Consider the following 12,600-nt stretch of genomic DNA (forward strand, 5'->3'; position numbering starts at 1 on the left):
GCGGCGGGCAACTGTGTCCCCGTGGTCGCATGAACGGCACCCATGCGTCACCCGGACGAGGGGTTTCGCCCCCGGTTCGAAGGCAGATCTCAGGCCGCGGAGATTCCCCCGTTGACGCTGATAGCCTGCCCGGTCAGCCGACGTGCGGCGGGGGAAGCGAGGAAGACGGCCAGCGCAGCCAAGTCTTCGGATTCTGGGACGCCCAGATGCGCCTGCTGTGCTGCCTTGGCGAACAGCTTCGCGCTGAATCCGTCGGAGGTGATGCGTTCGGTCGACCCGGTGCCCGCGACCAGCGACGGCGTCAGGACATTCACCCGGATTCCATTGCGCTTTGCCTCGATTGCGAGGGTGCGAGTGAACATGACGATCGCCGCCTTCGCCGCTCCGATGACGGACTCGCCCGGTGTCGCGGTCTTGGCTGCGTCCGATGCGACGTTGATGATGACGCCACTCTTCCGCACCGTCATGTGGGGAACGATTTCACTCGCGAGATACATGCACGGCAGCGCGAGTTGATTGAAGATGCGCGCGATGTCGTCGGTAGGAATGTTCGCGAACAGTTCCGGCCGGGTGTCGGCGGCCGTCGTGGAAACGAGGATATCGACGCCGTCGAGGATCCGCTCGGCTTCGGATGCGATGTGTGCGGCGCCGTCGACGGTGGTTGCGTCGGCTGACAAGAAGGTCACTTCACACGATGAGTTGGCGGACGAGATCCGTTCGGCGGCGACCTGTCCGCGTTCCGGATTGCGTCCGACGACCATGATGCGGGGTGCCCCGGCCTGGGCGAGGCCCACGGCGGTTGCGAGCCCGATCCCGGCGGTGCCGCCCACGATCAGACCACTACTGTCCTTCAGTTCTTTCGGTGGTGAAATTTCTTGCGTTCCCATTGTCTGGTCCGTTCAGGGTGATGTGGGTCAGAGGGATACTGTGCCGCGGGCGAAGATGTCCTTAGCGATGATGCGCTTCTGGATCTCGGCGGTGCCGTCCGCCACGAGGTAGGCTGTGACATCCCGGTACCGTTGCTGCAGAGGCGATTCGGTGGAGTACCCGAGGTTTCCGTGGACACGCATGGCGAACTCGATTGCGTTCTTTGCTACAACGGGCGGCCACCACTTGCTCATCGACGCCAGCGCCGTGTGGGGTTGGGCGGTCTCGCGGAGCCATAGTGCCCGGTAGCAGATCCATCGTGCGCCTTCGAGGTACGTTGCGTGTTCGGCGAATTGAAATGCAAGTCCCTGGTGTTCGGAGAGTGGTTGCCCGAACGTCTCCCGTTGCTGTGCGTACGCGGCGGCTTCCTCCAGGCTCTGTTTCGCTGCGCCGAGGCACATCAGTCCGAGGGCGGCTCGACTGAAGTCGAAGTGATCCATGACGGAGTGAAAGCCCTTGCCGAGTTCGCCGACGAGGTGGGACTCCGGAATGAACACGTCCGACAGATGAATGCTTCCCCACCCCAGGGGAAGGCATCCCATGCCGGGCATGTGGCTGACGCTGACGCCGTCCGCATCGAGCGGTACGACGAAGCAACTGACGCCCCGGGAACGGCTGGAGCCCGGCTCGCGCGCATAGACGAGCGCGGCAGTGGCGTTCATCGCCCAGGAGATGGCCGTCTTCTCGCCGTTCAGGCGCCATCCGCCCTCGACGGCCGTTGCGGTGGTGGTCAGCGCACTGGCATCGGAGCCCGACCCGGGCTCGGTCAATGCGATGGCAATGGTCTGTTCACCGTTGATGAGGGGTGGGAGGTATCGCTCCTGGATTTCGTTCCCGCACAGGGTCAGCTGAGAGGCCACCAGGCCGATCTGGACGGGTGCGGATGCCATGTTCACGTCACCGTAGGCGAGGGTTTCGGTGGCGATCCCGAGAAGTACAGGATCTTCGGTTCCTGTGCCGCCGTACTCTTCGGGCAGGCCGATGCCGAGCAAGCCGAGGTCGCCGATTTTCTTCATAATGTCGAAGGGGAAGTCCGTCGACGCTGCGCGGTCGCGATAGCCGGGAAGTAGGACTCGGTCGCTGAACGAGGTCAACGTCTTTCGGAACTCTTCGTGTTCGTCGGTGAATGCAAATGAAACCATCGGAGTGTGCTCCTGTGCGTGGCTCGGATCGATGATCACGGCGAGGGAGTGCTGTCGTGCAGGAGGCCGGACGGCCGCTCCTCGCCGCAGGAAACTATTCTAGGTTTGAATAGTAGGGCGTCAAAGCTCACGGTGCAAGGGGTGTTCCGGGTAGATAATGCAGGGGGTGTGCCGGGTAGATGTACTGCGCGAGAGCGTGTCCGGTAGCTCAGAGCCCGGTCTCGACGTCGCCGACCGCGCGACGTACCTGTTGCAATTGTTCGATCAAGGCTTCCAGTGTCTCGGTGTCGACCGACGCAAGGCCGAAGCGCACCGCAGCAAGGCGATCATTCGCGTCTTCGACCACCTCGAGGCCGGCGGGGGTGAGGGTTGCGAGAACGGTGCGGCGATCTGTCGCGTGGGCGTGACGTTCGACGAAGCCCGCTTTCACGAGTTGGTCGACCGCCATCGACACGGTGGTGGGGTGGACCGTGAGGTACTTGCTCAACTTGCCGAGCGTGCGGGTTCGCTGCTCTGACAGCTGCAACGACATCAGAATGAGATAGGCATTGCGGGACAAGCGAAGTGAGCGCAGTTCCTGGTCCATGGCACGCACCACCCACTGATGGGCACGGAGCAGCGCCATCGTGGTTCCGAATTCCAGGTCGGCCGAATCCCGCCGCTCGGACCATTCGGCTCGCATCCAGTCGACCACGTCGTGTCCATGATCGCCGGCCGACATCGGGAGTTCACTCGCCACTGGGCGTCCTCTCGTCGTCACCGAACCGCGTCGAGGTAGATAGTAAACGGCGGTCAGCAGTGCGTGAGGACGATCTTTCCGAACCCGCCTCCCTGTTCCAGGTACTTGTGTGCCGCGGCTGCTTCGGCGAGCGGAAACGCCGCGCTGATGGGTACGGGCGGGACGGTTTCGGTGTCCAGAAGGGTCAGTAGCCCCGTGAAGTCCCGGGGGCTGCCCATCGTGGTTCCGATCAGTTCGTACTGGCCGAAGTAGAAGCGGCGGACGTCGAGGGTGGCGTGCTCGCTCCGCGACGCGCCCAGCACGACCAACCGGCCACCTGGTCGCAGTGCTGCGATGGACGGTTCCCAAGTCCCCACCGAGTCCAGGACGAGGTCGAAACCCTGCCCGTTCGGAGTGAGGCTGCGAGCCTCCGCCGGCCATTCCGAGTCGGTGTAGAGCACCCCGTTGGCCGCACCGAGTTCCTGCGCCTGCGCGATCTTGTCGGCTGACGACGATGTGACGGTCACGTTTGCGCCGACGGCCGACGCCAGCATGACGGCCATGGTCGCGACGCCGCCGCCGGCGCCCAGAACCAAGAGGTTCTCACCGGCCCGCAGACGCCCGCGCGTGAACAGGGCGCGATAGGTGGTGAGTCCGACCAGAGGTAGCGCAGCGGCCTGCTCCCAGCTGAGGCCATGTGGTTTGGGGGCGACGCATCCTTCGGGAACTCGTACCGACTCGGCATACGTGCCTCGCTGGTGATCACCGAGAATCTCCCACTGTGCGCTGGGTGCGGCCTCTCGATCGCCCCACCACAGCGACGGGAGGACAAGAACTTCTTCGCCCGTGTCGGTGCGCACGCCTGCGCCGTCGGCGCCGAGTACGTGCGGCAGGGGTGACGAATACCTACCCTGGCGGACGAGCACGTCATGCCAGTTGAGTGCGGCCGCCTTCAGGCGGACGGTGACCCAGCCCGGGCTCGGGGCAGGATCGGGGACCGACTCGAGTCGCAGGACGTCGGGCTCCCCGAATTCGCGTAGTACCACGGCATCCACTGAAAGTCCTTTCGGTCGTACCATTCGCACGGTAGCATGTTTTCCATGCGCATAGCAGGGTGGCTCGTGTGTCTTGCCTTGGTGACGTCGCTGAGTAGCGGCGTGGTCGGAGTCGCCGGTCCTGCGGCCGCCGACATGCCGGTGCCGTCCGAGGATCCGTTCTACGGAGCTCCAGCCGGCTATGAAGCGCGGCCGGACGGGACGATCCTGCGGTCGCGACCGGTGACCGCGACAGCCCTGAGTGTGCCACTCCCAGTAGATTCCTGGCAGCTGCTCTACAAGTCGCTCGACTCGCACCGAGAACCTGTGGCCGACGTCGCCACGGTGCTGGTACCGAGAACGCCGTGGACGGGCGACGGGCTCCGCCTCCCGGAGTCCGGGTCCTCGCGGGTCCGCAAGCCGGCTACGCAGTTCTCGACGGGGTCCGCGCTGCTCGTAATTTCGAGCCGGCAGGACTGGACGTGAACGCGCCGACGGGGCTGTGGGGGTACTCCGGGGGTGCCTTCGCCACGGCCTGGGCTGCCCAGCTACAGCAGTTCCATGCTCCCGAATTAGGCGTCGACGCACTGGCGTTGGGTGAATTACCGGCCGATCTCGAAGCGACAATGCGAAACGTCGACGGTGGGTACCGTTTCGGTCTCACCTTCGGCGGAGTGACCGGTATCGACCGCGCATATCCCGAGAAGCGACTGGGCGAATTGTTCAGCCCCGAGGGTCGGGCGGCAATGCAGGCAAGTAGCGCAGCGTGCGCCGTCGAACTGATTGCGACACATGCATTCCGGTCGCTTCGCGATTACACGATCGACCCTCGGCCCTTCGACCTTCCCGCGCTGCGCGACGCCCTGACCGTGAACAGTCCGACCGCGGTCGGGACGAGCGCACCGATCTACAGCATCACGCGGAAGAGGACGAGTTGGTGCCCGTCGCGGTCCACGACGAGTTCGTCCGTCAATCCTGTGCCGCGGGCGCAACCGTGCAGGTGATGCGTCCCTCAGGTGGAAGCCACAACACTATGTTGATCACCGGTGCCGAAGGTGCGATCGATTTCCTCGCAGCACGTTTCGACAGGGTGGCTGCCGTAGATGACTGCGGCACTTCCACAGCTCAGAGCGGATAGTGCGCAAGCACTCCACGCGGATCGTGGGTTTGTCGCAGCGTCCGGAGTCGCCGGAGGTTTCCTCCGTAGGCCGCGCTGATCTCGACGCCGGTCTCGGGGAACCCCGGCCGCACTTCCACGCTGTAGACGCCGATCGTGTGCGGTGCGAGCGCGTCGAGCGCACCGCCTGCCCACGCCAGGCAGGCGGCGCCGTCGTAGGGGTCGGACCAGACCGCGTTGAGGGGGACGTTCCATTCGCCGGTGCGGCCCCAAAACGCGGTGTCGGTGTCGTCCACGTCGGCGAGGGCACCGCCGCTGTGTTGGAAGTCGATACGGCACTGACGGGTCGGAGCACCGCGGATCTGAGCGGCCAGCGCCTCGGCAAGGTCGGAATCGAGGGTCGGACCGGTGAAAACCGCTTTGCCGAAAAAGGATCCGCGCGGCTCGCCCGGTATTGGCAGACGGATCGGCTCGGGTTCTCGTCCGCCGAGACCGGGCGGGGTGAACTCGGGTAAACCATCGAGGTATCGACCGGACATCTCCGAGCGGTAGAGCACGTTCTTCGACGCCGCGGCCACGCCGGACGCCGACGTGCGGGCGCGGGCGATGGTGGTCTCGTCCCGGCTCGCGCAGGCGGTGTAGACGAACAAGACCGGTTCGTCGGTTGACTCGTCGCTGTAACCGAGGACGGCGCCCATGGTCGTGTCGCGCGGAAGCTCCCGTGCCACACGGAAGTAGGTGGCGAGGGCGTCGAGTCCCAGCATCATTCGGTCGACCCATACCGGGCCCGCCCGATGGGTGCGCAACACCGCTGAGGTGACGACGCCGAAGCAGGGCGCACATCCTCGCACCGCCCACCACAGATCGGCCTCGTCGCCGGTACTGGCCTCGGACAGCTGAAGAATCTCACCGGAGGGGAGAACGAGTTCGACCTCGACGAGATGATCGAGCGTCAGGCCCAGGCTGCGGGTGAGGTAGCCGAAGCCACCGCGAGTGGCGAGCCCGAAGCCGGCGTGCTGGACGATGCCGACCGGCACCACACGGTCGGCGGGCGCGAGGGCGTCGAGCATCGTTCCCATGGTGGCGCCGCCCGCGACCACGACGCGATCACCCTCCAGGCGGGCGGTATGAAGGTGTGCGGAGAGGTCGAGCATGACGGCACCGTCGGCAACGCAGTTGGAACTGAGACCGCCGCCCCGCACGGTGATCGCACCGCCCGTTCGGTGCGCGATGGCCATGACCGTCGCGACCTCCGCAGCGGAAACCGGCTGCACCACACAGGCTGGACGCCGTCTCGCGGCGTCGGGAAAGAAGACTCGCCCGAGCGCATTTCGGTAGGAGGGCGAATCCGGGAGATGCACCCGATCGGGCACAATCGCTTTCAGCTGCTGGACACATTCCGCGGACGGTGACCTCACGAGCGCCTCCTAGTCGGTTGCGTTGCCCGCCTGTCGCTGCGTCCGCGGGACCCTCATTCGTCTTCAGTCTCGCAGATGCGGGGCGGTCAAGTAGTGCTCGAGGACTGGCCCGACCCACCGCGCCAACTGCTCATGTGTCATCTCCGCCAGCGGTGGAACACGAAGAATATAGCGCGCGAACGCAAGTCCGAGGATCTGCGATCCCACCAGGGCCGCGCGTTCCGCCGCCCGATCCACCGCGACCGCCGCGAGTGCCGGGGCCACCTGCCGGGCGAACACTTGGAGCATCGTCTCGGCGGCCCGAGTGCTGGTGGACGCCGCCCGTAGCAGCGGGAGGAACGCGCCGTCGTTCTCCCACACGGCGAAAAATCTCGGCATCAGCACGGTGGCGAGTGAGTCGACCGGCACGTCGTGGAGGTCGGGAAGGTGGAGTTCGAACTCGGCCGCCTCCGCGAACAGCGATTCCTTGTTGGTGAAGTAGCGGATCACAAGGGCGGGATCGACGCCGACATCCGATGCGACAGCCCGCATCGTCGTGCGGTCGTAGCCTTCGGCACCGAATCGGGCGCGGGCCGCGTCGAGGATCGCGGCGCGGGTGGCGACAGCGGAGCGGGTACGTCGTTCGGGCATTCTCCGAGTGTAGTCAACAGTTGTTGACTTGGCGATCGAAGGCGCTTACCGTAGAAGTCAACAGGCGTTGACTCGGAGCTCGATCGGAGGACCGTCATGAAGAACACCGACGTCGTGGTGATCGGCGCAGGGCCCACCGGATGCATGCTTGCCGGGGAGTTGGCAGCCGCAGGGAGATCGGTGACCGTTCTGGACAAGCGGCCGGTACCCTCACCGCTCAGTCGGGCATTCGGTGTTCATGCCCGCACCCTGGAGTTGCTGGACGCACGTGGACTCGCTGACGAGCTGGTCGCCTCGGGCGCGCCGTCTCCGGGGTTGAAGATGTGGCGAGGTGCGGAATTGAATCTCGCCGGCCTCTCATCGCGATTCCCATTCGTACTCATCACTCCCCAGCGAAATGTCGATTCCCTCCTCGAGCGGCACGCCCGTGAACAGGGTGCCGAGATCATCCGCGGCATCACCGTGATCGGGGTGCACCAGGACGGCGACGGTGTCACAGTGCGCGGGCGGGACACGTCGGGAGTGGAACACGCGTTTCGCGCGGCGTACGCGGTGGGGGCCGACGGCGCACACAGTGCGGTGCGGCAGATGATCGGTCAGCCGTTTCCCGGAAAGGCGGTGCTCCGTTCGATCATGCTCGCCGACGTCGAACTCCGGAATCCGCCCGACAGCATCGTGACCGTCAACGCGGTGCGCGACGGATTCGCCTTCCTCGCCCCATACGGCGGCAACCTCTTCCGGGTGATCGCCTGGAACCGGCGACATCAGGTGGACGACAGCGCTCCGGTGGACCGGGCCGAATTGCGCGACGTCATCGAGAGCGCCATGGGTACGGACCACGGCCTCGGTGCGGTGCAATGGCAGTCGCGGTTCCACAGCGACGAACGGCAGGTCCCGCAGTACCGGACGGGGCGAGTGTTTCTTGCCGGCGACGCTGCGCACGTGCACTCACCCGCCGGTGGGCAGGGGATGAACACCGGCATACAGGACGCCGCCAACCTCGGATGGAAGCTCGCCGCGGTGCTCGGCGGGGCGGACGACTCCGTGCTCGACACCTATCACGCCGAACGGCATCCGGTAGGAAGGATGGTTCTCCGGACCAGCGGCACCACGATGCGAATGATGACGCTCCGGCCGTGGGTGCTGCGGAAGATCCGGAATGTGGTGGTCGCGACTCTTCTGCGGTTTCCGCCGACCGGTGGTGCTGTCGCCGAGACTTTTTCGGGTATCGGGATCCGGTACGAGCACCGAACCGGCGACAGCGAACTGGTGGGCAGGCGGGCCGAGGACATTCCGACTGCCGCCGGCAGGTTGCACGAGGTACTGCGCTCCGGCGGTTTCGTCCTGATAGCCGAGCGGGACGTGCCCGTGCCTTCCGGGGTTCACGCCGTGACCCGGCTCGGCGACGGACCCGCGTTGCTCGTGCGGCCCGACGGGTACATCGCGTGGGCGGGCGACAGTGCGTCCGATGGGTGGCGAGTGGCCTTGAAGCGGTGGACCGGCCGCATGCCGGTCTCAGCCTGAATTATCCAGGTTTGCTGTGTAACTGTCCCATATCCCTTCACTTCATCGAGACAAAACTCACCTGGCCGACGGTTCATTAGACAGCTAGACTGGCTAATGACACTGAAGCAGGGAGGCCGCAATGGACGAGCGAGTAGATCAGCTCCGCGAAGACATAGTGCTGTTCACAAGGCGCATCCGCACCAAACGGGCAGGCCACCTGCTTACGCCCACGCAACTCCAGGCGCTCGCCCACCTCGATCGAGAAGGACCGATGAGCGCCAAGACGCTCGCCGACCTCGAGCAGGTGACTCCCCAGTCCATCGCCCGCACGGTCACCATGCTCGAAGGCGCGGGCATGGTTTCGCGGACGGTGGACCCACAGGACGCGCGCGCCAGTCTCATCGCAATCACCGAGTCCGGGCATCGGATGCTGGCCGCCGACCGGGCCCAACGCAGTGAATGGTTGTCGGCGGCGTTGGCTGACACCTGCACGGACGCCGAACGTGACTTACTCTTCATCGCCGGCCGCTTGCTGAGGCGGCTCGCCGACGTCCCGGATCGGGGCCGGCTTCCCGACTCTGCTAGGCCGGGTTCGCGTGAGGAGTCACTGATGACTCCGTGACGGTCACCGACGCCACTCCGACACAGGACGCCCGCCCGGTACCGTTCCGGGTCAGCGGCTCGGTCGCAACCGGCAGCATTCTCCAGCCGCTGAACTCGTCGATGATCGCCATCGCGATCGTCGGTATCGCCGCACAGTTCGGCCCCTCATCCGGAATAGCCTGGGTGATCTCCGCCCTCTACATCGCGACCGCCGTGACTGCCCCGATGGCGGGCAAGCTGGGTTCGCTGCTCGGCGCTCGGCGGGTGTATCTGGGCGGTCTCGCGCTGGTGGCGTTGGGGTCGATCGCGGGTTTGCTGGCGCCGTCGGTCGGCTGGCTGATCTTCTCACGAATACTCGTCGGAATTGGAACTGCCACACAGTATCCCAATGCCATGACGATGATCCGGGGTTACGCGGAGAAGTACGACGCGCAGCCGCGTACCGCGATCACGACACTCGCCATCTGTAGTCAGGCGGTCGTCGCCCTGGGTCCCACGCTGGGTGGTCTGCTCGTCGGCGCCTTCGGGTGGCAGGCGATCATGTGGATCAATCTCCCGATCATCGCCTTCAGTGCCTTGGCCGTTGTGCGGTTCGCCGACGTCGGGTTCGTCGGCGGTTCGTCGGTCGGTCACCGGCAGTTGCTGCGCTCACTCGACCTCGCCGGGGTGCTGTTGTTCCTGGTGCTGGTGTCTTCGACGATGCTGTTCCTGCTGTCGTCGACGTCGGAACCGCTCTGGTGGCTGCTGCCGGTGTGGGCGCTCGCTCTCGCCGCATTCGTCCAGTGGGAACGGCGGGCGACGGAACCGTTCATCGACGTCCGGGCGCTCACCCGTAACCGCGCACTCGGCGCGACCCTTGCGCGCACACTGTTGACCTATACGGCGTTCTACTGTGTTTTCTTCGGAGTGCCGCAGTGGCTGCAATATTCACGCGGTATGAGTGCTACCGAGGCGGGCCTGACAATGCTGCCCGTCGCAGTGGTTGGCATCGGCTCGACGATGCTCGCGTCGAGAATCTACCGGCGGCACGGCGCCCGGCGGACACTCGCCGTCGGCACGTGTGCGCTGCTGCTGGGTGGCCTGCTCCTCGCCTCGGTCGAGAGAAGTACCGCACCGATCGTGGTGCTGCTGCTCGTCGCCGCCGTACTCGGAATACCGAATGGCTTCAACAACATCGGCAACCAGAATCTGATCAGCTCGGTGACGTCGGTCGAGGAGGTGGGCACGGCAATCGGGATGTACCGCACCGTCCAATACATCGGTGCGAATCTGTCGGCGGTGGTGCTCCAGGCCACCGCCGGACACATCATCGGTGACGACGGACTGCACCGCACCGGCTGGTTCATCGCGGCTGCGGGAGTCGTGCTGCTCGTCGGCGTCCTCACGTCCCGAAGCATGCGCGACAGCCGGTCTTCGCAAGTGTCCGCGGTGTAGCTGCGGGAAATAGTTGGGTCGGAGCGACGGTTGCGTCGAGGGTGAAGTTGTCGATCCTGGACCGATCCCGCACGCGTGCCGGCGTGCCCGATGCCGCTGCCCTGACGGGGACGATCGACAGGGCGGTGCACGCCGAGCAGCTCGGGTTCCACCGGTTCTGGGTGGCGGAGCATCACGGGGTCCCGGGGATCGCGAGTGGCTCCCCGCCGGTACTCCTCGCCGCAATCGGAGCCCGCACCGACCGCATTCGGCTGGGATCAGGTGGCGTGATGCTGCCCAATCATCAGCCGCTCGTGGTGGCGGAACAATTCCTGATGCTCGAAGCCCTGTACCCGCGGCGGATCGATCTGGGAGTGGGGCGGTCACTGGGATTCACCAGACCGGTCCGTGACGCTCTGCGCCGCGACCGCACTGCACCCGATACGTTCGCGGACGACCTCGACGAGCTGCGGCGGTATCTGGAGGGGGCGGCGCCGGTCACCGCACGACCCCGGGCGGAGGCAGCACCCCCGATGTTCGTGCTCGCCACCCGGCGGGGGCTCGACTTCGCCGCGCGCGCCGGACTGCCGGTAGTTGTCGGCGGGCCGATACTGGGCGCTACAGAGGGCAGGATTCCAGAGCTCGATCGCTACCGGGACGACTTCGTGCCCTCACCGGGGAACCGAAAGCCGTACGTGGTGATCTCGCTCGAGGTGACGATCGCGGACAGCACCGACGCGGCGCGCGAACTCCTGCTACCGGAGGCGTGGGCGCTGGCGTCGTCGGGCCGGACGGGTGAGTTTCCGGCCCTCGAACCGGTCTCGGTCTTGCGCGATCGGCCGTGGACACAGCGGATGCGTGAACAGATCGACGCGTCGATCGAGTCGTCGATCCACGGAACGGCGGACGAGGTGCGGGAGCAGCTCGACTCCCTGTTCGCCCGCACCGGCGCGGATGAGCTTCTCGCGTCCACATCGACGTTCGACCGCGAGGCACTGTTCGACGCCGACCGATCGCTGTCGCTTCTGTACCGTGAGTGAACCGTCACCATTCTCGAGGTCAGGAGATCAACTGATGAAGGACTTCACCGCCTGGATCGCTCGCGAGAACGAGGGCACGATCGAACTCGCCCCCGACACGGTCGACGAGTCGTTTCTCCCGCCGGGTGAGGTCACCATTCAGGTCGAGTACTCCAGCGTGAACTTCAAGGATGCTCTTGCGCTCACCCCGAAAGGCGGAGTGGTACGCGCATACCCGATCGTGCCCGGCATCGACCTCGCCGGCACCGTCGTCGACTCGGAGTCGTCGGAGTTCGCGGTCGGCGACAAGGTAGTCGCGCACGGGTACGACATCGGTACCGCCCGCCACGGTGGGTACGCGCAGTTCGCCCGGGTCCCGGCCGACTGGGTGGTGCGTCTGGACGGCATGTCGACCCGGACCGCGGCCGCGATCGGGACAGCCGGTTTCACGGCCGCGATGAGCGTCGAGGCGTTGCTGTCCCGCGGACTCGAACCGGGCGACGGTCCGGTGCTGGTCACCGGCGCGAGCGGCGGTGTGGGAACGGTTGCCGTCGATCTTCTCGCCGCTGCCGGCTTCGACGTGGTGGCATCGAGCGGGAAACCCGAGAAGGCCGAGCTGCTGACCAGCCTGGGTGCGAGCAAGGTGATCGGCCGGCTACCCGAACCCGACACCAAGCCTCGCCCGCTGGGCAAAACGCAGTGGGCGGCCGCGGTCGATTGCGTTGGCGGTGCCACCCTCGCACACGTGCTCAGCACCATTGAGTACGGCGGCTCGGTGGCGGCCAGCGGACTCACCGGTGGATCCGGCCTCGACACCACGGTGCTGCCGTTCATCCTCCGCGGGGTCAGCCTGCTCGGTATCGATTCGGTGCAGTACCCGATCGCGCAGCGCCGCCGCCTGTGGAAACGTCTCGCCACCGATCTGGCGCCGACGCACCTCGACTCGATCACCCACGACGTCCCGATCGCCGAGGTGGTATCGGTGATCGACCAGGTGCGGGCCGGGTCCTACTCGGGCCGTGCCGTCGTGGGCTTCGCCCCCGTGAGTACTTATTGACATCGCGCGGTTGACA

Annotated in this window: 12 protein-coding genes; 6 read left to right on the top strand and 6 right to left on the bottom strand. The window is 65.9% G+C overall.

The features are described from left to right. Positions 1–89: 89 nt before the first annotated feature. The 4 genes from R4P95_RS13700 to R4P95_RS13715 form a co-directional block, all read right to left on the bottom strand. Positions 90–887: an SDR family oxidoreductase gene (locus R4P95_RS13700; protein ID WP_317744188.1), complete on the bottom strand. Its 798-nt coding sequence runs from the start codon at positions 885–887 to the stop codon at positions 90–92. 27 nt (positions 888–914) lie between these two features. Further along, positions 915–2,069, bottom strand: a complete 1,155-nt coding sequence (locus R4P95_RS13705; protein ID WP_317744187.1) for an acyl-CoA dehydrogenase — start codon at positions 2,067–2,069, stop codon at positions 915–917. Between the two features lie 208 nt (positions 2,070–2,277). Then, the gene (locus R4P95_RS13710) at positions 2,278–2,808 is read right to left on the bottom strand and encodes a MarR family winged helix-turn-helix transcriptional regulator (RefSeq protein WP_317744185.1); all 531 of its coding nucleotides are present in this window, start codon (positions 2,806–2,808) and stop codon (positions 2,278–2,280) included. Positions 2,809–2,861: 53 nt separating this feature from the next. Then, positions 2,862–3,842, bottom strand: a complete 981-nt coding sequence (locus R4P95_RS13715) for a zinc-binding alcohol dehydrogenase family protein (protein ID WP_317744183.1) — start codon at positions 3,840–3,842, stop codon at positions 2,862–2,864. A gap of 344 nt (positions 3,843–4,186) precedes the next feature. Here R4P95_RS13715 and R4P95_RS13720 point away from each other — a divergent pair, with 344 nt between their 5' ends. Continuing rightward, on the top strand, positions 4,187–4,825 hold the full coding sequence (locus R4P95_RS13720; protein ID WP_317744182.1) for a lipase family protein: 639 nt from the start codon (positions 4,187–4,189) through the stop codon (positions 4,823–4,825). Positions 4,826–4,946: 121 nt separating this feature from the next. Here the strand turns inward: R4P95_RS13720 and R4P95_RS13725 are convergent, their stop codons facing one another. Further along, the gene (locus R4P95_RS13725; RefSeq protein WP_317744180.1) at positions 4,947–6,356 is read right to left on the bottom strand and encodes an FAD-binding oxidoreductase; all 1,410 of its coding nucleotides are present in this window, start codon (positions 6,354–6,356) and stop codon (positions 4,947–4,949) included. 63 nt (positions 6,357–6,419) lie between these two features. Beyond that, a complete protein-coding gene (locus R4P95_RS13730; RefSeq protein ID WP_213576066.1) occupies positions 6,420–6,986 on the bottom strand; it encodes a TetR family transcriptional regulator in 567 nt (188 codons plus the stop codon). A gap of 96 nt (positions 6,987–7,082) precedes the next feature. On the opposite strand from R4P95_RS13730, the gene R4P95_RS13735 reads away from it, so the two are divergent. From R4P95_RS13735 to R4P95_RS13755, 5 genes are all read left to right on the top strand, one after another. Continuing rightward, positions 7,083–8,510: an FAD-dependent oxidoreductase gene (locus R4P95_RS13735; protein WP_317744179.1), complete on the top strand. Its 1,428-nt coding sequence runs from the start codon at positions 7,083–7,085 to the stop codon at positions 8,508–8,510. Between the two features lie 121 nt (positions 8,511–8,631). Beyond that, positions 8,632–9,114 (top strand): MarR family winged helix-turn-helix transcriptional regulator, encoded by a 483-nt coding sequence (locus R4P95_RS13740; protein WP_317744178.1) that lies wholly within the window; start codon positions 8,632–8,634, stop codon positions 9,112–9,114. Beyond that, a complete protein-coding gene (locus tag R4P95_RS13745) occupies positions 9,111–10,529 on the top strand; it encodes an MFS transporter (protein WP_317744177.1) in 1,419 nt (472 codons plus the stop codon). The genes R4P95_RS13740 and R4P95_RS13745 overlap by 4 nt, the downstream gene beginning before the upstream one ends. Positions 10,530–10,570: 41 nt before the next feature. Continuing rightward, on the top strand, positions 10,571–11,548 hold the full coding sequence (locus tag R4P95_RS13750; protein WP_317744176.1) for an LLM class flavin-dependent oxidoreductase: 978 nt from the start codon (positions 10,571–10,573) through the stop codon (positions 11,546–11,548). A gap of 34 nt (positions 11,549–11,582) precedes the next feature. Beyond that, positions 11,583–12,584, top strand: coding sequence for an MDR family oxidoreductase (locus R4P95_RS13755; protein ID WP_317744175.1), 1,002 nt, complete (start codon positions 11,583–11,585; stop codon positions 12,582–12,584). Positions 12,585–12,600 lie beyond the last annotated feature (16 nt).

It is taken from the genome of Rhodococcus sp. IEGM 27, from assembly GCF_033142305.1.
Classification (GTDB): domain Bacteria; phylum Actinomycetota; class Actinomycetes; order Mycobacteriales; family Mycobacteriaceae; genus Rhodococcus_F; species Rhodococcus_F oxybenzonivorans.